Source organism: Cupriavidus sp. HE11 (assembly GCF_056097175.1).
In genome coordinates this window covers 3,634,230-3,656,059 of sequence record NZ_CP184464.1, presented here as the reverse complement: position 1 = coordinate 3,656,059, position 21,830 = coordinate 3,634,230, and the positions used below count along the sequence as shown (strand labels likewise).

The following is a 21,830-nucleotide window of genomic DNA, read 5'->3' as shown; positions in this document are numbered from 1 at the left end:
CGCCAGGCGCCCTGGGGTACCAGGGTGCCTGGGGTACCTGGGTACCGCGCTTCAGCCCTGCCCGGCCGGCACGGGCTGGATCGGAATCACGGTGCGGCCGCCGCACTGGCGCAGCAGGTCGCGCAGTTCCTTGATGACCGGGAACACCTCGTGGTTCCAGTCCTCGCCCTGGCGATCATGGGCGGCCTGCTCCATCTCCACGATCTCGCGGTCTTCCTTGAAAATCCGCTCGGTGAACCACACCAGCAGCGGCCAGGCCGCGTCCAGCAGCAGCGGAAAGCCGGGCCGGCGGATCGACAGCATGCCGAACGTGCGGTTGGTGCGCTGCGCGGCGTCCAGCGGCACGTAGACAATCCACAGGTCCATCACCAGCGTGCCGGAGCCCGAGCGGATCTGCAGCGTCTGGTACGGATAGCCCGTGCGCACCGTCATCACGTCCTTGTTGCTCTGGCCGCCATCCTTGCCGAACACCAGCGCCTCGCCCACGGGTTGCTTGCCGCGCTCGCGTTCGAACACGTAGTCCACCTCGACGAAATCCTCGCCACGGCGCCGGCCCAGCGAGCGCGCCCGCATCATGCCCATCTGCTTGCGGTGCAGGAACTGATGGTTCATGTCCATCAGGTTCTCGTGCATGAACGAGTAATGGCAATTGACCGCGCGGCCCAGGCGGCGCGTCTTGTACTTGGGGTCCGATACCGACGCAAACTCGGGCAGCGCCTTCTGGTCGGCCAGCCCCGGATCGCCGGGAAACACGAAGATCAGCCCGGCCCGTTCCTGGCACGGATACGCGCGCACGCCGTTGGGCAGGCGCTCCTTGCCCAGGTACGGCACGTCGATGCAACGGCCGGTGCAGTCGTAGGTCCACCCGTGGTAGCAGCAGCGGATCGACTCGCCATCCACCACGCCGGCATGCAGCGGCACCTGGCGATGCGCGCAGCGGTCTTCCAGCGCGAATACCTTGCCGGTAGCCGTGCGCACCAGCACGATCGGGTCGCCGGCGAACGTCACGCCATGGGCGCGACCGGCCTTGACCTCGCGCGACCAGGCCAGCGGATACCAGAAATCGGGATGGATGGGCACACGGCGCAGGTCGCGCGGCGGAGCTTCGGGCATCGTCGGGGGGACAGGCGAGGCGGACCCGGCTGCAGCCGGGTCGGTGGCGAGATCGGAGGTACGGCGGTCAAGCGCAGACTCTGCATACATGCGGGACGTCTCCTTGGGTCCAGACACTCGATCTCCGGCGCCTGAATGGCGCGGCGGGGAACATCGGGCAGGAATCTTTCGAGTCTAACCCAATGCCGGCCGCCGGTCTGTCAGCTTTTATCCGACTGTCGACCCGTACGGCCCGGCCGGCGCGCCCGCCTCGCTCCCGCACTTCGTACGCCAGCGTGGCGCCCCCTCCGAAAGGGTGAGAAGCATCCTGACCGCGCGCCAGACGGCTGATTTGCAACACATTTGCGGCGGCCTCCGGCAAATGGCCGGTCTCGGGTTATCCTTTCAGACTACTAAACCAGAGACATGCCAGCCCCTCCGATCATGTCCCGTTCCGCCCGCCCGCCGCTGCCGCACCGCGACATCGACGACGACGCCTCCTATCGCACCCTGGTCGAGTCGATCTACGACTACGCCATCTTCCGGCTCGACGCCACCGGACACGTCATGAGCTGGAATGCTGGCGCCGCCCGTATCAAGGGCTACAGCCGCGACGAAATCCTGGGTCAGCATTTTTCGCGGTTCTATACCGAGGAAGCCAAGGCGCGCCACTGGTCCGACACGGAGCTGGAGGTCGCTGCCCGGCTGGGCCGTTTCGAGGACGAAGGCTGGCGCGTGCGCAAGGACGGCACGCAGTTCTGGGCCAACGTGATCATCACCGCCCTGTACGACGAGCACGGCAAGCTGACCGGTTTCGGCAAGGTCACGCGCGACATGACCGCGCAGCGCAACACGGCCGAAGCACTGCGCCAGAGCGAGGAAACCTTCCGGCTGCTGGTCGACAGCGTCAAGGACTACGCAATCTTCATGCTCGACCCCGCCGGGCATGTCATGAGCTGGAACGCCGGCGCGTCGTATATCAAGGGCTACCGCCGCGACGAAATCATCGGCCAGCATTTCTCGGTGTTTTATCCGCCAGATGACGTGGCCGCCGGCAAGCCCGGCCGCGAGCTGGTCATCGCCCGCGAGCAGGGTCGTGTGGAGGACGAAGGCTGGCGTGTGCGCAAGGACGGTTCGCTGTTCTGGGCCAACGTGACCATCACCGCCGTCTACGACGAGAAACGGGCCCTGCGCGGCTTTGCCAAGGTCACGCGCGACATGAGCGAGCGCAAGCGGCTTGAGGAACTGGAGCAATCGGAACGGCGCATGAACGAATTCCTGGCGACCCTTTCCCACGAACTGCGCAATCCGCTGGCGCCGATCCGCAACGCACTGACCGTGATGCAGATGCGCCCCGATGACCCGCAAGCCATGCAGAAAAGCGTGAGCCTGGTCGAACGGCAGATGGCCCACCTGACACGGCTGGTGGACGATCTGCTCGACGTGGGCCGCATCGCGGCCGGCAAGATCGATCTGCGCCTGGAGCCGGTCGACACGCGCGACATCATCGCGCTCGGGATCGAGGCCGCCGATCCGGCATTGGCGGCCAAGTCGCAGACCGTGACGGTGACCACCGACGCCAGGCCGTTGCCGCTGCATGCCGACCGCACCAGGCTCAGCCAGGTCATGCAGAACCTGCTGCTCAATGCATCGAAATTTTCGTCGCCGGGCGCACGGATCGCCATCTCGGCCTCGGTCCGCAACCGGACGCTGGTGATCCAGGTTATCGATCACGGCCGCGGCATCGCGTCCGAATCGCTGGATTCGATCTTCAGCCTGTTCGTGCAGGAGGACCGGCCCGGCAGTACCGCGCAGGGCGGGCTGGGTATCGGCCTGTCGCTGTGCCGCTCGCTGGTGGAAATGCATGGCGGCTCGATTGCCGCCGCCAGCCAGGGCCCGGGGCTGGGCGCCACGTTTACCGTGCAGTTGCCGCTGTCGGCCGCGGCCGACACACCGGGCACCGGCTGCGGCAAGAGCCATGGCGGCGGCCACGAACGCCGTGTGCTGCTGGTGGACGACAACCGCGACGCGGCCGACAGCATGTCGATCCTGCTCGAAATGTCGGGCCACCATGTCACGATTGCCTACGACGGCATGGAGGCCATCCACGCCGCCGCGCGGGTGCGGCCCGACGTGGCCCTGATCGACCTGGCCATGCCCGGCATGGACGGCTTCGCGGTCATCCACGCGTTGCGCGGCATGCCGGCGCTGTCCGGCACCCGCTATGTGGCGCTGACCGGATTCGGCCAGGCGTCCGATCGCGAGCAGACCGCCGCCGCTGGATTCGACGTGCATCTGGTCAAGCCTGTGGAACTCGAGGTGCTGCTGAAGGTGATTGCCGGCGACTGATTCATGACCTGGCGGTACCGGACAGGCTTGCCCTCTCCCCCAGCCCCTCTCCCGCACGCGGGAGAGGGGAGCCAACCGACGGAGGCTGTTTTGCCGGTGGTTGGCACCCCTCTCTCCCACCGCAAACATTCGGGCATTGCGTGCCGCTGATGTTCTCCCCGCTCCCGCAGCAAACATCCGGGCATTGCGTGCTGCCGGGGTTCTCCCCTCTCCCGCTTCGCGGGAGAGGGGTCGGGGGAGAGGGCCAGGCGCATCCGGCGCGAGACGTCATCGGCGCGGCAGCGTCCACACCCGGCCATCGCCCACCGGATAGATCCGCTCGCCCTCGCCCGCCCGCACCGTGGCGTGCCCGGTGAACGCGCCAAACGCCGGCAGGATCATGCCCCGCCCGCCCACCACGAAGCACGGCAGCCGCAGTACGTCGGCGCCCGTGCCGCGCAGCACACAGGCGGGATGCAGATGGCCGGCCAGCGTGTAGCCCTCGGCGCGTGCGCCCGGTTCATGGCACAGCGCGAATGGCGGCGCCACCAGCGGTTCGGTCACCACGCCAAAGCGCAGTTCGGGTGGCGGATCGCCGGCGTGGGTGTCATGGTTGCCCCGCACCAGCGTGCAGCGCACGCGCGACGGCATGGCGCGGCGCCAGTCGTGCAGGGCCAGCAGCACCGCAGCCGTGCGCGCGGCCCGCGCGTGCAGGAAATCGCCAAGAAACACCAGTTCCCGGGCCGGATAGCGCCGCGCCAGGTCCAGCAGCCGCGCCAGATTGTCGGCCGTGGTGCCGTGGGGTACGGGCTGGCCCAGCGCCCGGAACGCCGCCGCCTTGCCGATATGGACGTCCGCCACCATCAGCGTGGCGGCAGCCGGCCACCAGACTGCATGCTCGGGCAACAGCCAGAGCGTCTCGCCGGCCAGCGTCACGGCCTGGCCCCCCACTTCGTCCGCTGTCATGGCAGCCGGTGTCATAGCAGCGGTAGCGGCTTCGACGCCTTGCGCGGCCGCCGGGGCTTGCGCGGACCTGCCGGCCCCGCATGGTCGGCCATGCCGAAGCGTGCCAGTTCGGCCACGCGCGCAGCGTCCATGGCGGGCGGGGTGTCGTGCATCGGCCCCCGGTAGGTGCCACCCGTGCCGCCCCTGTCGCTGTCGGGCTGGGCCGCCGCCTGTTCCAGCTCCGCCAGCATCCGCGCGATGCGGTCGGCCAGCTTCTCGGTGCTGAGCTTCTCGCGCAGGAACTCCACGATCAGCGGAAAGGCCAGCGGCGACGGGCGTTGCAGCGTGCGCAGGTCGAGCCGCCGCGTTGCCATGCGCTGCAGCGTCACGGCCAGCCGGTGCGCGTCCAGCTCCTGCATCAGCACCTCGCGCTCGGCCTGCCCCAGCAGCAGGTTGCCGGGGTCGTGCTTGCGGAAGACCTCGTAGAACAGGCTCGACGATGCCTGCAGCTGCCGCGCGCTGTGATGCGCGCCCGGGTAGCCCTGGAAGATCAGGCCGGCCACGCGCGCAATCTCCCGGAAACGCCGCAGCGACAGTTCGCCGGCGTTGAGGCTGCCCAGCACATCGGCGGCCAGGTCGCGCTGGCGCTCCTCGGCCAGCACCTGCGGCAGCCACCGGGCCCAGTCCACCGGCGCGGATGCCAGCAGTTCCAGCCCGTAGTCGTTGACCGCCACCGAGAACGTGGCCGGTACCTTCTGGCCCAGCCGCCACGCCAGCAGGCTGCCCAGCCCCAGATGCACCGAGCGGCCGGCGAACGGATACAGGAACAGGTGCCAGCCTTCGCGCGAATGCAGGCTTTCCGCCAGCAGCGTGCCGGGCGACGGTAGCGCCGACCAGCGTGCCTGCAATGCCACGATCGGGGCGATCAGCGGCAGTTCCGGCGTGGTGACGGGGTCCAGCCGGCCCGCCTGCACGGCGTCGAGCGTTGCCACCACGGCCTCCGCCAGCTCGGTCGACAGCGGCATCTTGCCGCCGTTCCAGCGCGGCACGGACGGACGCTTGCCCGTGGCGCGCCGCACATAGGCCGTCATCTCCTGCACGCGCACCAGTTCCAGCAGCCGCCCGCCGAACAGGAAGCAGTCGCCCGGCGCCAGCCGCGCGATAAAGCCCTCCTCCACGGTGCCCAGCGACGCCCCGCCGCTGCCCGCGCGCGTCCAGAAACGAACCTGCATCGACGCATCGCTGACGATGGTCCCCACGCTCATGCGATGCCGCCGGGCCAGCCGGGCGTCGGGCACGCGCCAGACGCCCGCGTCGTCGGGCATCGCGCGGCGGTAGTCCGGATAGGCCGACAGCGTAGGCCCGCCCTGCCGCACGAAATCCAGGCACCAGCGCCATTCGTCGTCGGTCAGGGCACGATAGGCCCACGCCTGGCGTACCTCGGCCAGCAGTTCGTCGGCCCGGAAGCCGCCACCCAGCGCCACGGTCACCAGATGCTGGGCCAGCACGTCGAGCGGCTTGTCGGGCGATTCGCGTGCCTCGATGCGACCCGCCTGGATTGCCATGCGCGCGGCCACCGATTCCACCAGCTCCAGGCTGTGCGTGGGCACCACGGTCACGCGCGACGCGCGGCCCGGCGCATGGCCCGAGCGCCCGGCCCGCTGCAGCAGCCGTGCCACGCCCTTGGGCGAGCCGATCTGCAGCACGCGCTCAACGGGCAGGAAATCCACGCCCAGGTCCAGGCTCGACGTGCAGACCACGGCACGCAGCGCACCATTCTTGAGGTTCATCTCCACCCATTCGCGCACGGCACGGTCCAGCGAGCCGTGATGCAGCGCGATCTGCCCCGCCCAGTCCGGCCGGGCATCGAGCATGGCCTGGTACCAGATTTCGGCCTGCGAGCGCGTGTTCAGGAACACCAGCGACGTGCTGCTGGCCTCCAGTTCGCGCAGCACATGCGGCAGCATCGACAAACCCAGATGACCCGCCCACGGAAAGCGCCCGGCGGCGTCTGGCAGCAGCGTATCGACGATCAGCGTCTTGGGCGTATGGCCGTGAACCAGCACGCGGCGTTTTTCGGGAATGCCGGCCAGCAGCACATCGCGCGCATGATCCAGGTTGCCCAGCGTGGCCGACAGCCCCCAGACACTCAGGTCCAGCTGCCACTTGTGCAGCCGCGCCAGCGCCAGCTGCACCTGCACGCCACGCTTGCTGCCAATCAGTTCGTGCCATTCGTCGACCACGACCAGCCGTACGCGCCCGAGCGCGTCGCGGGCATCGGCACGAGTCAGCAGCAGCGACAGGCTTTCCGGCGTGGTGACCAGCGCGGTCGGCAGGCGGCGCGCCTGCGCCGCGCGTTCGGTGCTGCCGGTGTCGCCGGTGCGCAGCGCCACGGTCCAGTCCAGCCCGAGTTCGGCCAGCGGCGCCTGCAGCGCACGCGTGGTGTCGGCGGCCAGTGCCCGCATCGGCGTCAGCCACAGCACGGTCAGCGGCGGCGGTAGCGCACCGGCCCGCGCGGGCGGCACCGCGTAGGCCAGCAACGCGCCCAGCCATGCCGCATAGGTCTTGCCGGTGCCCGTGGTGGCATGCAGCAGCCCGCTCTTGCCCGCGCCGATGGCCCGCCACACGGCGCGCTGGAAATCGAACGGCTGCCAGTGCCGCGCCGCAAACAGCGCGGGCAGCGATTCCGCCACGGGCGGGGCCTGGACGAACGGCGCATCTTCGGCGCTCATGCGGCGTCCCGGGCCGGCGCTGCCGGCAGCATGGCTTCGAGCGTATCGAGCGTGTCGGCGTCTGCCACCGGCTTGTCGGTGCGCCAGCGCAGCATGCGCGGAAAGCGCACCGCAATGCCGCTCTTGTGGCGCCCGCTGCGCGCGATGCCCTCGAAACCCAGTTCGAATACCTGCGTCGGCGTAACGCTGCGCACCGGGCCGAACTGCTCCACCGTGGTCCGCCTCACGATGGCGTCGACAGCGCGCATTTCGGCATCGGTCAGCCCCGAATAGGCCTTGGCGAACGGCACCAGCGCGCGGTCGGGCGTGCCAGGCGGCGCGTTCCAGACCGCGAACGTGAAATCGGTATAGAGGCTGGCGCGGCGTCCGTGGCCGCGCTGCGCGTAGACCAGCACCGCATCCACGGTGTACGGGTCGATCTTCCACTTCCACCAGATGCCCACGTCGCGCGTGCGCCCCGCGCCATAGGCCGCGTCCACCGCCTTCAGCATGAAGCCTTCCACGCCCAGTGCGCGCGATGTGTCGCGCAGCCGGGCAAAGTGCGGCCAGTCGTCGGCCTCGACCAGCGGGCTCAGTTCCAGCGCCGGATGAATATGGCCGGCAATCACACGGGCCAGCTGCGCCCGACGTTCGGCCTGCGGCCGGGCGCGCCAGTCCTGGCCCTGCCATTCGAGCAGGTCATACGCCATCAGGATCGCCGGTGCTTCGCGCAGCAGCCTGGCACCCACGGTCTTGCGGCCGATGCGTGGCTGCAGCAGCGCGAACGGCTGCACCCGGCCATCAATCCAGACGATGATCTCCCCGTCGAGCACGGTGCCGTCCGGCAACCGCTGCGCGGCCTCGGCAAGCTCGGGAAAGCGGTCGGTAATCAGTTCCTCGCCGCGCGACCAGAGCCAGGTCTGGTCTTCGCGCCGCACCAGCTGGGCGCGGATGCCGTCCCACTTCCATTCCACCTGCCAGCCCGCCGGGCCACCCAGCACGGCATCGAACTCATCGACCGGGGCCTGCAGCGGGTGGGCAAGAAAGAATGGATAGGGCTGGCCGCCGCGCGACTGCATGGCACCGTCTTCGCTCTCGGGCGCGATCAGGGCCAGGAAACGCTCCGGTGTGGGCGCGGCCTTGATGTCCGTATAGCCGACCAGGCGCTCGGCCACGCGCTTGGGATCGATGCCGGCCACCTCACCTAGCGCCCGCGTGACCAGCAGCTTCGACACCCCCACGCGGAAGCTGCCCGTGATGAGCTTGAACAGCACCAGCCGGCCGCGCGCGTCGAGCGGCCGCCACAGGGCGTCCAGCGCGTCCATCAGCACCTCTGGCGGCTGGCCGCGCGCCAGGTCCCGCAGCGGCAGCACGCGCTGTTCCACCCACTCGGCCAGCCCGGCGGTATCTACGTGATCGGCATCGGGCAGCAGCAAGGCGATGGTTTCGGCCAGATCGCCCACGGCCTGGTAGCTTTCCTCGAACAGCCATTCGGGCAGACTGGCCGCACGCTGCGCCAACGCACGCAGCGCGGCCACCGGAACGATCTGGCGAGGCTTGCCGCCCGCCAGGAAGTAGGCAGCCCACGCGGCGTCGGCCGGGGCGGCGCTGCCGAAGTAGCGGGCCAGCGCGGCGAGCTTGGCCTTGCTTGACGTGGTGCCGTCGAGTTCGCTGTAGAGATCCGCAAACGCCTTCACGCGGCACCCTCCCCCGCGGCGGCATCCGTTGCAGGCACCTCGAAAGCTGCCTCGGCGGCGGCGCCGGTGGCATCGTCGTCGTCGCCAAATTCGGTGCGAAAGCCCTGCGCGTCGAGCCCCTGCTCGCACAGGTAGCGCACCATCACCGGCACGTTGCCATGGGTAACGATCACGCGCGGGGCACCGGTGGCGGCGATGGCCGACAGCAGGCCGGGCCAGTCCGCGTGGTCCGACAGCGCAAAGCCCCGATCCACGCCGCGCCGCCGGCGCGTGCCGCGCAACTGCATCCAGCCGCTGGCAAACGCGTCGGACGCATCGCCAAAACGCCGTAGCCACGTGGAGCGCTGCGCCGATGGCGGCGCCAGCACCAGCGCCCGGCGCAGTGCCGGGCTGCGTGCGGGCAGGTCTGCCGTGGTCATGGTCGGCGGCAGGGCCACGCCAGCCGCGGCATAGGCGTGGTTCAGCGTGACGATCGCGCCGTGGGCGACGATCGGGCCCGGCATCGCCAGCGCCGCGCCAGCATGGCGCATCAGGCCGTTCAGGATGCGCTGGGCCTTGCCGAACGCATAGCAGTACAGCACGCTGGCCCGCCCTGCCGCCGCATTGTCCTGCCACCACGTGAAGATTTCAGCCATCAGCGTGGCCTCGCGCGGCCAGCGGTAAATCGGCAGGCCGAACGTGCTTTCGGTGATGAATGTGTCGCAGCGCACCGGCTCGAACGGCACGCAGGTGCCTTCCGGCTCGACCTTGTAGTCGCCCGAGGCCACCCAGACCTGGCCGCCATGCTCCAGCCGCACCTGGGCTGAGCCCAGCACGTGGCCGGCCGGATGCAGGCTCAGCGTCACACCGTGGTGCGTGATGCGCTGCCCGTACGGCAGGGTATCGAGCGATATCCCTGGCAGGCGCGCCAGCAGCACGCCCCGGCCGGGCTGTGCACACAGGTAGTGACCGTTGCCGGGCCGCGCGTGGTCGGCATGGGCGTGCGTGATGACGGCCCGCGCCACGGGCCGCCAGGGGTCGATATAGAAGTCGCCGGGCGGGCAGTACAGCCCTTGCGGCGTTGCCACGATCAGGTCCGATCCCATATGCGTCCTGATATCCATCCCGATTCAGCCGGGGGCGCCCTCCTGGCGCGAACCGCCGCCGCGTTGGGCGCGGTCGGCCTTGGCCTGGCCGCGAATATTGAGCAGGGCCAGTGCAAACTGCAGCACCACCAGCGCCCAGGCGCCGGTATGCCAGCCCCACCCCACCCACATCGCGTTGCTGGCGAGGAAGCACCAGAACCCCACCTTGCGGCGGCGCGCCGACTCGCTGCCCACCAGCCAGGTTGCCAGCACGGTCACTGCCATGGCGGGCCATTGCAGCGCATCAAGCCAGTCCACGGTCACCCTCCGTCGTCCGATGCTCCAGACTAGGCCGGGGCGCGGGCCGCCGTCAGCCGGGGCGGTCCCGTTCCGGTGTCGGCGCATTCTCACAGTGCCTGCCGATGTTACGCATCAGGCGTTCATACCGGCATGCTTTCCATATGCCGATTTTGGTTGTGCCGTCAATCAGCCGGACGCCGATAGTGTGAGCTATCAATCTCTCCTAGAATGGGTTGGATCATCTTCATGCCGACGCAGTCCTGCGCCTGGCCACCCCAACCCATCATAGCGACGCCCATGCGCACCGAAAACCAGCGACTTGCCGACCTCCTGCGCGCCGAGCACGAATTCATCCTGCGCGGCTGGACGACGGAATACCACAACTATGCCGAGGGCCGCGGCCTGACGCAGAACGTGGCGGCCGAACAGACTGCCATCCTGCAGGGCCTGGAAGCCGCCCTGCGCGCCGATGGCGACGCCGGCAACTTCAACACCGGTCCGTGGGGGCCGCTGCGCGACACGCTGGCGCACCTGTCGCGCAACCGCGCCGCGCAGGGCGAGACGGCCGACGTGACCAGCGGCTTCGTGCTGGCGCTGAAACGGCCGATCTTTGATGCACTGCAGCGCCAGACCGGCGGCGTGGAAGGCCAGATCGACGTGATCTGGACCACCTCTGCCATCGTCGACCGCATGGCACAGTGGACCATTTCCACTTACCAGAAGACGCGCGAGGAAATCATCGTGCGCCAGCAGCATGAACTGATGGAGCTGTCCACGCCGGTCATCAAGCTGTGGGACGGCGTGCTGGCGGTGCCGGTGATCGGCACGCTGGACAGCAGCCGCGCCCAGATGGTCATGGAATCGCTGCTCGAACGGCTGGTGGAAACCGGCTCCGAACTCGCCATCATCGACATCACCGGCGTGCCCACCGTGGATACGCTGGTGGCGCAGCACCTGATGAAGACCGTGACGGCCATCCGCCTGATGGGGGCGGACAGCATCATCAGCGGCATCCGCCCGCAGATCGCGCAGACCATCGTGCATCTGGGCATCGACCTGCAAGGCATCGTTACCAAGTCGACGCTGGCCGACGCACTTGCCGCCGCCATGCGCATGACGGGGCACACCGTGTCCCGCAGCACGAACTGACCGCGCGAGCCAGCCATGGAACGGATTCCAATCCTGCGGATGGGCAGGCACCTGCTTGTCACCATCCAGATCGACATGCAGGACCAGACCGCCCTGCAGCTACAGGAAGACCTGGCAACGATGGTCGAGAAAACCGGCGCGCACGGCGTGCTGATCGACGTCTCGGCGCTGGAAATGGTCGATTCCTTTATCGGCCGCATGCTGGTCAGCATCTCCGACATCAGCCGCATCCTGGGTGCCACCACCGTGGTGGTGGGCATCCGCCCGGCCGTGGCGATCACGCTGGTGGAACTGGGGCTGTCGCTGGGCGGGGTGAAGACCGCGCTCAACGTCGAACGCGGCATGGCGATGCTCGACGCCGCCCGGGTGGCCTGACGTGGCAACCGAACTGGCCCGGACGGGCAGCGCGTCCATCGGCGACGAGCGCGACATCGTGCAGGCACGCGCCGTGGTGCGCACACTGACGGCCCAGCTGAAGTTCTCGCTGGTGGAGCAGACTAAGATGATTACAGCGGCCAGCGAACTGGCACGCAATACGATGGTGTACGGCGGCGGCGGCGAAATGCGCTGGGAAATCCTGGCCGAGGGCGCCCGGCGCGGCCTGCGCCTGCATTTCGAGGACCACGGGCCCGGCATTCCCGATGTCGAGCAGGCGCTGGTCGATGGCTGGACCACCGGCAACGGCCTGGGCATGGGCCTGTCAGGCACGCGCCGCCTGGTGAACGAATTCGAGATCCGCACGCAAGTTGGCGAGGGAACCTGTGTCAGCATCACTCGGTGGAAGTAGGAACCACGGCCCGCATCATGCGGTACCGATGGGCGACCCCAGCCGCGTGGGCGAAGCCCGGCGCCATGCCGCCGAGATGTCCGCGCGCCTGGGGTTCGACGCCGTCCAGTGCGGCCGCCTGGCGGTGGCCGTCAACGAACTGGGCAACAACCTTGTGCGCCACGCACAGGGCGGCCGGCTGTTGCTGGCCGCGCGCGAGGTGGGCGGCAGCGTCGCCATCGAACTGATGTCGATCGACGACGGCCCCGGCATGGCGAACCTGCAGGCCTGCATGCAGGATGGCTATTCCACGGCCGGCAGCGCCGGCCAGGGCCTGGGCGCCGTAAGCCGGCTGGCCGATGATTTCGACATCCACACGCAGGCCGGCATCGGCAGCCTGATCCTGGCCCGCTTCTACCGCGAGCGCGATACCCAGGGCAAGGCGCGACGTCCCAACGGCGGCTTCGCCGTGGGTGCGATCTGCCTGGCCGCACCGGGCGAGCAGGTCAGCGGCGACGGCTGGGGCGTGGCCGTATGCGATCATCGCGCCGACGTGGTGGTGGTGGACGGCCTGGGGCATGGCCCCGAAGCCGCCGAGGCTGCCACCGCAGCGCTGACCGTATTCGACCCGAACTGCGGCGGCAGCCCCGGCCCTTATGTGGAGCGCGCCCACGTCGCGCTGCGCGGCACGCGCGGCGCCGCCATTGGCGCCTACCGCATCGACGGCGACACCCAGCGCATCCGCTTTGCCGGTGCGGGCAACATCATGGGCCGCGTGATTTCCGGCATCGGCGACCGCACGCTGGTCAGCCAGAACGGCACGGCCGGCATCCAGATGCGCACGGTGCAGGAGCAGGAACTCGACTGGCCCTTGCATGCGCTGGTGATCCTGCATTCGGACGGCATCCAGTCGCGCTGGCAGTTCGACGACGCCACCGTGCTGCAGCGCGACCCGGCCATCGTGGCCGCCTTCGTACTTTGGAAATTCAGCCGTGGACGCGACGACGCCACCGTGGTGGTGATACGCCGCGCGGAGATTTGAAATGAGTGCCCCGGACACGATCCCGGACAACGCCGCCATGCCAGACCAGCCCGAACGGCCCCGACAGCCCGCCCCCTCCGCGCCATCCGACAACGTGGCGACGCTGCGCGTCGCGCTGGATGCCCGCACGCAGGAGGTGGAGGCGCTGCGCGCCGAAATCGAGGAAACCAACCGCGGCGTGCTGGCGCTTTATTCCGAACTGGACATCCAGGCCGAGCAACTGCGCCAGGCCACCGAACTCAAGAGCCGCTTCCTGGCCTATATGAGCCACGAGTTCCGCACGCCGATCGTGGCCATCCAGAGCATCACCCGGCTGCTGATCGACCGCGTGGACGGCCCGCTCACGCCCGAGCAGGAAAAGCAGGTCGGGTTCGTGCGCGACACGGCCGCCGAATTCGCCGAGATGGTGGGCGACCTGCTGGACCTGGCGCGACTGGAAGCGGGCCGGGTCGATGTGTCGCCGGCCTGGTTCGACATGGTGGCGCTGTTCGACGCGCTGCGCGGCATGTTCAAGCCCGTGCTGACCAACCCCGACGTGTCGCTGATCTTCGAGGCGCCGCACGACGTGCCGAAGCTGTTCAGCGACGACCGCAAGCTGTCGCAGATCCTGCGCAACTACATCTCGAACGCACTGAAGTTCACGCCCAGCGGCGAGGTGCGCGTATCGGCCATCTGCGACACCCCCGACACCATCACGTTTTCCGTACGCGACACCGGCATCGGCATCCCGCCCGACTCGCATGGCGAGGTGTTCCAGGACTTCGTGCAGATCGATTCGCCGCTGCAGCGGCGCTACCGGGGCTCGGGCCTGGGTCTGGCGCTGTCGAAGCGGCTGGCAGAACTGCTGGGCGGCCATGTGGGCTTCGAGAGCGAAGTCGGCGTCGGCTCGCGCTTCTACGTGACGCTGCCCACGACCTACGCCGCCGCAGCGGCCGCACGTGATGCCGGGCGACAGGCCGGACCGGCAACAACTTCCGGAGACGACCATGCCGGATGAAAACCGCAATACCCCCCTGCCCGGCGCCTCGGACCCGCTGGTGCTGGTGGTGGACGACAACCCGGTCACGCGCTACGCCACGGTACGCGTGCTGACCGCGGCGGGCTACCGGACGCTTGAAGCCGAAAGCGGCCAGGAGGCCCTGCAACTGGCCGATACCAGCGTGTCGGCCGTGGTACTCGACGTCAACCTGCCCGACATCGACGGATTCCAGGTCTGCCGCACCCTGCGCGGCCGTCCCGAGACCGCAACCGTGCCCGTGGTGCATCTGTCGGCGACCTACGTGGCCGACTATGACAAGGTGCGCGGCCTGGATGCCGGTGCCAGCGCCTACCTGGTCCACCCGGCCGAGCCCGGCGTGCTGGTAGCCACCATCGCATCGCTGCTGCGCACCAGCGCGGCCGAGCGCTCGATGCGCGAAAGCGAGGCACGCTTCCGCGCGATCTACCACCAGGCCATTGGCGGCATCTGCACGCTGGACCTGGCCGGGCGCTTCGTCGATGTAAATCCGGCCATGCTGACGCTGCTCAAGCGCACCGAGGCCGAACTGGTGGGCCAGCCCGTGGCCGCCTTCGCCCCGCCGTCGTACCGCGACCAGGTTGTCGAAGCCACCGGGCATGCGCAGGTGGACGGCTGGCAAGGCACGTTTCCGCTGGAGGATGCGCATGGCGAGACCATGCATCTGGAGTGGAGCATTTCGGCGGTGCTGGAAACGGGCGTCAAGGTGGCCGTGGTGTCGAACATCACCGACCACATCAACCTGGAGCGCCAGCGCGAGCAGCTGATCGAGCGCGAGCAGGCCGCGCGTGCCGCCGTGGAGCGGCTGAACCGGATGAAGGACGACTTCATCGCGATCCTGTCGCATGAACTGCGCAACCCGCTCAACGTGATCTCGGTGTGGGCCCACGTGCTGTCGCGCCATGTCGATTCCGAGGAAGGCCGGCGCGGGCTGGCCGCCGTGGAGCGCAACGTGGCGATCCAGCGCCGGCTGGTGGCCGATCTGGTCGACGTATCGATGCTCAACGTCGGCAAGATGAAGCTCGAACGCGAGCGCGCCAATGTGGCCGAGGTGGTACGCGGCGCGCTGGACACGATGCAGGCGCAGGCGGCCGAGCGGCAGATCAAGCTGGAGCTGCACCTGGCCCCGGCCACGGCGGAATCGGCCTGGCTCGATGCCGCCCGCTTCCAGCAGATCCTGTGGAACCTGGTGTCCAACGCGATCAAGTTCTCGCCCGAGGACGGCACGGTGCAGATCGACGTGTCGTCCGACACCGACTACCTGCGCGTGCGCGTGATCGACAACGGACGGGGCATCCCGGCCGAATTCGTGCCGCTGCTGTTCGACCGCTTTACCCAGAGCGAGGACACGAACCGCCGCAAGCACGGCGGCCTGGGGCTGGGGCTGGCCATCGTCAAGCATCTGTCCGAAATGCACAGCGGCTCGGTGCAGGCGTTCAGCGCCGGGGCCGGCCTGGGGGCCACGTTCGAGGTAGTTATCCCGCTGGCCGATCCGGCCGCGCCGGAGATCCCGGTGACGGGCGAAGACGCCCCAGCGCTGCAGCAGTCGGTGCCGCTGACCGCGCTGGACGTGCTGGTGGTGGAGGACGACGCCGACGCGGCGGCCGCACTGTCCGCGATCCTGGCCGATTACGGCGCACACGTGCGCACGGCGTGCGATTGCGAGGAGGCGCTGGACGAAGTGGCGCGTGTCGCGCCGGATCTGGTCATCAGCGATATCGGCCTGCCCGGCCGCGACGGCAACGACCTGATCCGCGAGATCCGCATACGCGAAACCGTGGAAGCGCTACGGCGCGTGCCCGCCGTGGCCCTGACCGCGTTCACGCGCCAGCAGGACCGCCGCGCCGCCCTGGAGTCGGGCTTCGATGCGGTCTGCGGCAAGCCGCTGCGGCTGCAGGAACTGATGGACGCGATCGAGACGGCGATGACCCCGACGCAGTAGGCCTCGGGGATGCGGCAGGCCTCAGGTATCGAATACCCGGCGCGAGCCGCCCTTGCCGCGCTTCAGGCCGGCACGTGCCGCGGCCGTGCCGGGCGCCGTTCACCCGAACCGAGCAGGGTCGGCCGGCTCTTCATCTGGTCCAGCTGCCGCGCCAACGCTTCGGTGGCGCCCTCAAGGTTCTCCAGCACGACCTGGTCTTCGTGCGGGTCCAGCCCGCATTCCCTGAGTTGCGCGACAACTGCCTGCTGCTTGGCAACCCTGGTTTGCAGATACCTGACGTACTGCTCCAGCATTGCCGTGTCGCGTAAGGCATTGCGTACCATCGCGATCTCCTGATCTGTTTTCGGCTCACATCATGGTGTGAGCGATCCCCTCTGACGCGCCAGAGATTACCGCAATTGAGCCGGGCATGTATGTCCAGAAAGACACCTATACGGACATAATCGGTCGCACGTTAGATCGTGCCAGATTGTCGTGGTGCCCGGACATATCCCGGTAGCGGGCATGCCTGACGGCCGCGCCTTTCCTGGGCGCGGCATTTTCTGGCGCGGATGGTGCGGCCTACCTGGAAGGCGGGCTCGCCAGGTCTTCCTCGACAAACCGCAGCAGCGCCTCGGTAAGGGCTTCGCGCGGATAGGCGTTACGTGTCACGAACATGGCGCCGATGGTCGGGCGCGACCGCGCGATCGGTACGGCCAGCGCCCAGTGATCGGCATTGACATAGCCAACCAGGGCGCTGCCCGGCACGATCTGGTCGTAGAAAATCATCTGGCTGTCGTTGCGGGCGTCGATGCGTGCCAGCTTGTCGTAGCTGGATTCAAGAATGGACGAGATGCGATCTGGCTCCGGGAATGTCACCAGCGAGTAATAGCGCAGCCCGGTGGGCAGCGGGTGGTCGGCCAGCCATGCACGCCTTACCGCCGGCCGCAGGCTTTCCACGCCCCGGCCATCGCCGGCCTCGCACTTCGAGCCCGGGAAATGCTGCAGCAGGTTGGCCTGGTATTGCTCGGCATCGTTGGCCAGTGGCGACCCGCCAACGGCGCCGGCTGCGCTGACCACGGCCACCACGCGGCTGCGGATTTCCGGATAGCTGACCACCGCCTCAAGGATATCCGGCGCGCCCTTGGAATAGCCGATCAGCACGACATACGGCCCGTCCGGCCCTTCAGGCAGCGCCATGACGGCATCGCGCACCTGGCGTGCGTTGTGGGCGGTGCCTGACAGCGCATCGACCCTGAGCAGCGCGGCATCGTAGCCGAACTGCCGCACATGGGTAGCGACCGTGCCTGGAGGATCGAGCCACGGCTCGAAACATTCGTAGCCGATGCCCGGCACGATCATCGCCATCAGATGCCGCCGCGACGGACCAAGATCCACCGGCTTGCCTGTGCCGGCCGGCTCCGCGCCGACGCGCGTCAGCGCGGTTTCGCACGGCTGGTGGTCAGGCAGTGTCTGCTGGCGGGTACTCAGGATCGCGCAGTAGATCTCGCGAAAGCGCCCGCGTGCGTCGCGCACGCCGGCACTGGCGGCCGGCGCCAGGATCAGCGGGGGCGTTTCGGTGGAATACGGCACCAGCGGCTTCGATGCGCAGGCGGCCAGCATCAGGCAGGCACAGGCCAGCGCCCGGACACGGGCGCAACGAGCCCCCAGCTCCCGCCCTCCCGGCCACCCCCGCCGTACGGGTAACCCGACGCCGGGCAGCCTAGCGCGTCCGCGCAGTGTCTTCGGCAGCATGCTGATCCTTCCCGACGTCATCGGTCGTCGCGGGCTTGCCAAGGGGCACCCAGTCCAGGATTTCCAGATCCGAAATGCTCAGGGGCCGGGTCACGAAGAACATCACCGCGCGAAGTCCGTCGGTAAAGTACTTCGCCCCGTTCAGGCTGCTGCGTTCGTGCTGCCGGCTGACCGGCCCGCCTCCGGTGACGAAGCCGAGCTTTTCCAGGCCTTCCGAGTAGATGCTGTCCTGGACGACCATGTTCCGGGCCTCGTCCACGTCCTCGTGCAGCACGGACTGCGCCGGGGCTGCCAACAGGCGGCCACCGGTTGGCCGGCCGATCTGCAGGACATAGACGGCCTGCCCCTCATAGCGAAACGGCGCCAGCCAGGCGCGTATCCAGTTCGGTGACACCACGCCGGCTTGCCCCTGCTTGCGCAGGACGGCATCGGGCACGCGCCCGAAAACGTACTGCGCATCGTCGAACGGCTCCTGGTTGCGCCGGTAGTTCCGGCGCACCATGGCCGCCCCGAAGTCTTCCAGCCCGCCGATGGCCACGCCATTGAGCGGATCGCCACTGCGTTGGCCGCTGGCGTCGGTGGCGCAGCATGGCAGGCGCTCCAGCGCGGCGCGCAGCGACGCCAGATCCTGGTAATCCACCGCCACCGGTTCGGGGTACGTAAACAACGAGCGCGAGAAATTCGGATCGCCGTCATCATCGGGCACCCTCAGGAACAGCGTAAAGACCACCAGGTGCTGGTTGCCAAGCAGATCCACATTCAGCAGCTTGGTACCGCGCGCGGGGTTGGTGAACACGATGCCCGAGCGCGATTCGCCGGGCGGGATGGGGTTCCTGAATCCCACATGGTTGAACCAGTCGTCGATCTCGGCATTCGTTCCGCCGGTGAACCATCCGTGCAGCGACCAGGCAACTTCGAGTGGCGAGAAGTAGTCGGGATCGGTGCCCGTACGCAGCAGTGCCAGCGACTGGGCCGTGCCGTTGTGGACCTCGATCCAGACCGGCTGCACGCCGGTGGCAGCGACATTGGCGCCCAGCAGGCGGTGGCTTTCCAGCTTGCTCGGTACGGCTGCGCTCAACGTGACGCCGTCCTTTGTCATGCTGACGGCCCGGGCGCGCAGCGGCTCGTCGCCGCCTTCGGCAGGCCGTTGCCAGGTCGAGCACCCCGCCAGCGACAGTAACAGCAACAGGCAGGCGGCCATTGCCAGCCCCTGTGCAGCCGGCCAGCGCCGGACACGCGGGACGGCGATCATCGCCCTACCCCGACACCGCTTCCGCGACGCCCGTCCAGCCCATGCTGCTCGTGCTCCTCATGCCAGCCGAACCGCCGGATCGCCGACAGCGATGCGGGGCGCTGGTAGAACAGCATCACCAGGCGGTCGCCATCCGTGTAATAGGGATCGGTAGTCAGGTTCTGGCGTGGGGCCTGCGGCGGGGCCTGGCCAACGCCGCCCACGTACCCGACCACGGCCAGGCTCTGGGAGTACGCCATGTCTTCGGCCAGCGCCGTGCGCGCCTCGTCGACATCGGGATCGATCTTGTGGGTGGTCAGCGTCGGCGAATGAATCGTCATGCGGCTGCCGATGTCGCGGCTGATCTGCCCCACCCATACCGGCTTGCCCTGATAACGCAAGGGGCTCAGCCAGAGCCTCAGGTGGTTGCGCTGGTGAACCGAATCGCGCGCCTTCTGCAGCGCCAGGTCCTGCGGGCGGCCGAACAGGTAGAGATCGCTGACGGGTGCATTCAGGTAGCGCTCGCCGGACAGCGCCGACGTCACCACGCGCATGATGGCGCCCGACCATTTCGTCTCGGTCGGACGCCAGCCGCGCCGTACCAGGGCCGGGAAGGCATCGTCCAGGCCACCAACGATGATCAGGTTCAGTGGATCGCCATTACGCGAGCCGTCGCCGTTGGTGGCGCAGCATGGCAGTGCCTCCAGGGCAGCCCGGAATGCCTCGTCGTCGTCAAAATGACGGATCGCCTCGGCAGGATAGATCTCGCGCTTGAATACCTCGCTGGTCTGGTAGTCGCCCCGGAACCCTGGCACGACCGTGAACACCGAGAACGTGCGCGTGCGGCCGTCGGCTGCCAGGTCGATCTGCACCAGCTTGACGCCTTCCTCGAGGCTGATCAGCACCATGCCCGACACGGTCTGGCCGGGTGGCACCGGATTGCGGAAGGCCAGTTCCGCAAAGCGCTCGCGAAGCTGGCGTTGTGCATTGGCGGGCGCGTCCGCGGCGAATGCCTCGGCAGCCTCGGAGCTTGGGACGAAATTCGGATCGAGCCCGGGAAACAGCAGGTAGTACGGCCTGTCGTCGTCGTTGTGGACCTGTACCCAGACCGGCTGCGTGGCCTTTTCGGCCAATGGCACGCCATAGAGTTCGGCACTCTCGCGCGCCGACAAGACCGAGACGGCCACGCTCACACCGCCATCGGCACGCGTGACGGCCCTTGACCGGAAGTCACCCACCGCGTCCTGGCGCTCGGGGGCTGCGCAGGCCACCAGCGCCATCAGCATGCAAACGGTAGCGGCAGATTTCATGGCTGACGCGGCGAACGCGAAACCGGCTGTCACGGGATCGAAGCAGCCCGGAAGCTGGCCGCTTCAGGGCCAGATTGCCGCACGGCTTTCCATCGTCTAGTCTGGGATACGTTCCCGCGTTTCACAAGAAAGAGGTGCCCGCCGGGCGCACGACAGTACGGTGAATCATGGGACCGAACGCGAACAACCAATGCGTTGCACACTGGCCGGCGCTGCAAAAAGCAAGGGGCCTGGCGCCCCGATACGAAGAAAGGGGGCAGCAATGAATCGAAGAATCGCCATCCTGACAATTCCCGCCCTGGTCGCGGTACCCGCGATTGCACTGTGCGCAAGCAAATCCGAAAAGCAGGCCGAGGTGCGCAAGGCCGCCCAAAAGGCGCTGGATGCGCTCTACAAGGCGCAGCCATCGGCACGCAGCGCCGTGTCATCGGCGGCCGGCTACGCGGCTTTCAGCAATTTCGGCATGAAGATCCTGCTGGCCGGCAGCGGCACCGGCGAAGGCATCGCCGTGAATAACAAGACCAAGGCCTCGACCTACATGAAGATGGTCGAACTCCAGGCGGGCCTGGGCATTGGCGTCAAGAAATTCCAGCTGGTCTGGGTGTTCGAGAAGGAAGCCGCGCTGAACGAGTTCATCCAGTCAGGCTGGACGTTTGGCGGCCAGTCGACGGCTGCGGCCAAGGCCGGCGACAGCGGCACCGCGTACCAGGGCGCACTGGCCGTGGGGCCCGGAATCTGGCTCTACCAAATCACGGACAAGGGCCTGGCGCTGGAACTGACCGCCAAGGGCACCAAGTACTACAAGGATGACGATCTGAACTAAGCCGCTACAGAAAAGCGGCTGGCTTCGGGCTGCCAGATCGGGCCGAGGGTGCGGCCCGGGGAACACGCTTGTCTTTTGATCGGCACCCGCAGCGCCAGGCTATTCACAACGGGCCCGACATCGCTGCGGGAAACAGCCAATACAGCAACCCAATGAAGGCCGCCGCCCCGACAACGGCGAGGATGCTCCACTTCCATTCCTTCCGGTTGCGCGGCAAGTCGCCGTTCGTCCCGTCCGATAGCCACGCCAGCCAGAAGAACAGCGCCCAGCCGACGCATCTGGCAACCAGCCACAGCACCGACACGGCCCGCCGGCGCCAGATCACGATACGACGTTCGCGGAAGAGATATCGGTCGGAAGAGCCCATCGGCTTGTCTGCGTGGCGTGGTGGTTGGTCCAGGCGATCAGCTGTGCGTGATGCGCCTGTGCGGGTTGCAGCGCGCACGATACCCATGAATCGCCAGAAATGACAGCCTGACGGGACGATTTCGACCGCCCCGATCGCCTGAGCAAGCCACGCCCATCCACGAGCCGCATCGGTGCATGCCTCTCGCCTGCGGTGCATGCCGGAGCCAACCGTGCCCCGTCGTGCCCCCTTCCGGCCCGCCCGGGCACGCGCCCCACCCGGCGCGCCCTGCCCCCAATCCACCGTCTGACGCCGTTTTCCGGCACGCCGCCTAT

At 68.2% G+C, this 21,830-nt stretch carries 19 protein-coding genes; 8 read left to right on the top strand and 11 right to left on the bottom strand.

The window, feature by feature from the left end:
• Positions 1–51 precede the first annotated feature (51 nt).
• Positions 52–1,113, bottom strand: coding sequence for a Rieske 2Fe-2S domain-containing protein (locus ACOABP_RS17100; RefSeq protein WP_474227867.1), 1,062 nt, complete (start codon positions 1,111–1,113; stop codon positions 52–54).
• 423 nt (positions 1,114–1,536) lie between these two features.
• Here ACOABP_RS17100 and ACOABP_RS17095 point away from each other — a divergent pair, with 423 nt between their 5' ends.
• The gene (locus ACOABP_RS17095) at positions 1,537–3,441 is read left to right on the top strand and encodes a PAS domain-containing hybrid sensor histidine kinase/response regulator (protein ID WP_474226344.1); all 1,905 of its coding nucleotides are present in this window, start codon (positions 1,537–1,539) and stop codon (positions 3,439–3,441) included.
• 267 nt (positions 3,442–3,708) lie between these two features.
• Here the strand turns inward: ACOABP_RS17095 and pdeM are convergent, their stop codons facing one another.
• Genes pdeM through ACOABP_RS17070 form a run of 5 tightly spaced genes read right to left on the bottom strand, consistent with a single transcriptional unit; the run spans position 3,709 to position 10,155 of the window.
• Positions 3,709–4,401 (bottom strand): ligase-associated DNA damage response endonuclease PdeM, encoded by a 693-nt coding sequence (pdeM, locus tag ACOABP_RS17090; protein ID WP_474226343.1) that lies wholly within the window; start codon positions 4,399–4,401, stop codon positions 3,709–3,711.
• Positions 4,398–7,097 carry a ligase-associated DNA damage response DEXH box helicase gene (locus tag ACOABP_RS17085; RefSeq protein WP_474226342.1) on the bottom strand — a complete coding sequence of 900 codons (2,700 nt, stop codon included), beginning with the start codon at positions 7,095–7,097 and terminating at the stop codon, positions 4,398–4,400. The genes pdeM and ACOABP_RS17085 overlap by 4 nt, the downstream gene beginning before the upstream one ends.
• A complete protein-coding gene (locus ACOABP_RS17080; protein WP_474226341.1) occupies positions 7,094–8,773 on the bottom strand; it encodes an ATP-dependent DNA ligase in 1,680 nt (559 codons plus the stop codon). The genes ACOABP_RS17085 and ACOABP_RS17080 overlap by 4 nt, the downstream gene beginning before the upstream one ends.
• Positions 8,770–9,876, bottom strand: a complete 1,107-nt coding sequence (locus ACOABP_RS17075) for a ligase-associated DNA damage response exonuclease (RefSeq protein ID WP_474226340.1) — start codon at positions 9,874–9,876, stop codon at positions 8,770–8,772. The genes ACOABP_RS17080 and ACOABP_RS17075 overlap by 4 nt, the downstream gene beginning before the upstream one ends.
• Positions 9,877–9,882: 6 nt before the next feature.
• Positions 9,883–10,155, bottom strand: a complete 273-nt coding sequence (locus ACOABP_RS17070) for a hypothetical protein (RefSeq protein ID WP_474226339.1) — start codon at positions 10,153–10,155, stop codon at positions 9,883–9,885.
• Between the two features lie 279 nt (positions 10,156–10,434).
• Between ACOABP_RS17070 and ACOABP_RS17065 the strand changes: the two genes are divergently transcribed.
• From ACOABP_RS17065 to ACOABP_RS17040, 6 genes are read left to right on the top strand one after another with little or no spacing between them, the layout of a single operon-like run.
• Positions 10,435–11,286 (top strand): STAS domain-containing protein, encoded by an 852-nt coding sequence (locus ACOABP_RS17065; RefSeq protein WP_474226338.1) that lies wholly within the window; start codon positions 10,435–10,437, stop codon positions 11,284–11,286.
• 15 nt (positions 11,287–11,301) lie between these two features.
• Entirely contained in the window at positions 11,302–11,661 is a 360-nt protein-coding gene (locus tag ACOABP_RS17060) for an STAS domain-containing protein (RefSeq protein WP_066737922.1), read from the top strand.
• 1 nt (position 11,662) lies between these two features.
• The gene (locus ACOABP_RS17055) at positions 11,663–12,073 is read left to right on the top strand and encodes an anti-sigma regulatory factor (protein ID WP_474226337.1); all 411 of its coding nucleotides are present in this window, start codon (positions 11,663–11,665) and stop codon (positions 12,071–12,073) included.
• Between the two features lie 28 nt (positions 12,074–12,101).
• A complete protein-coding gene (locus ACOABP_RS17050) occupies positions 12,102–13,094 on the top strand; it encodes an ATP-binding protein (RefSeq protein ID WP_474226336.1) in 993 nt (330 codons plus the stop codon).
• A 1-nt stretch (position 13,095) separates the two neighbouring features.
• A complete protein-coding gene (locus ACOABP_RS17045) occupies positions 13,096–14,091 on the top strand; it encodes a sensor histidine kinase (RefSeq protein ID WP_474226335.1) in 996 nt (331 codons plus the stop codon).
• Positions 14,081–16,051 (top strand): hybrid sensor histidine kinase/response regulator, encoded by a 1,971-nt coding sequence (locus ACOABP_RS17040; protein ID WP_474226334.1) that lies wholly within the window; start codon positions 14,081–14,083, stop codon positions 16,049–16,051. Before ACOABP_RS17045 ends, ACOABP_RS17040 begins: the two co-directional genes overlap by 11 nt.
• 62 nt (positions 16,052–16,113) lie before the next feature.
• On the opposite strand, the gene ACOABP_RS17035 is transcribed toward ACOABP_RS17040, so the two are convergent.
• From ACOABP_RS17035 to ACOABP_RS17020, 4 genes are all read right to left on the bottom strand, one after another.
• Positions 16,114–16,374 (bottom strand): hypothetical protein, encoded by a 261-nt coding sequence (locus ACOABP_RS17035; RefSeq protein ID WP_474226333.1) that lies wholly within the window; start codon positions 16,372–16,374, stop codon positions 16,114–16,116.
• Between the two features lie 238 nt (positions 16,375–16,612).
• Positions 16,613–17,653 carry a hypothetical protein gene (locus ACOABP_RS17030; RefSeq protein ID WP_474226332.1) on the bottom strand — a complete coding sequence of 347 codons (1,041 nt, stop codon included), beginning with the start codon at positions 17,651–17,653 and terminating at the stop codon, positions 16,613–16,615.
• Between the two features lie 100 nt (positions 17,654–17,753).
• Positions 17,754–19,037 (bottom strand): LssY C-terminal domain-containing protein, encoded by a 1,284-nt coding sequence (locus ACOABP_RS17025; RefSeq protein WP_474226331.1) that lies wholly within the window; start codon positions 19,035–19,037, stop codon positions 17,754–17,756.
• Positions 19,034–20,326 carry an LssY C-terminal domain-containing protein gene (locus tag ACOABP_RS17020; RefSeq protein WP_474226330.1) on the bottom strand — a complete coding sequence of 431 codons (1,293 nt, stop codon included), beginning with the start codon at positions 20,324–20,326 and terminating at the stop codon, positions 19,034–19,036. Before ACOABP_RS17020 ends, ACOABP_RS17025 begins: the two co-directional genes overlap by 4 nt.
• A 262-nt stretch (positions 20,327–20,588) precedes the next feature.
• Here ACOABP_RS17020 and ACOABP_RS17015 point away from each other — a divergent pair, with 262 nt between their 5' ends.
• Entirely contained in the window at positions 20,589–21,149 is a 561-nt protein-coding gene (locus ACOABP_RS17015) for a lipid-binding SYLF domain-containing protein (protein WP_474226329.1), read from the top strand.
• A 103-nt stretch (positions 21,150–21,252) separates the two neighbouring features.
• On the opposite strand, the gene ACOABP_RS17010 is transcribed toward ACOABP_RS17015, so the two are convergent.
• Positions 21,253–21,516: a hypothetical protein gene (locus ACOABP_RS17010; protein WP_474226328.1), complete on the bottom strand. Its 264-nt coding sequence runs from the start codon at positions 21,514–21,516 to the stop codon at positions 21,253–21,255.
• Between the last annotated feature and the right edge of the window lie 314 nt (positions 21,517–21,830).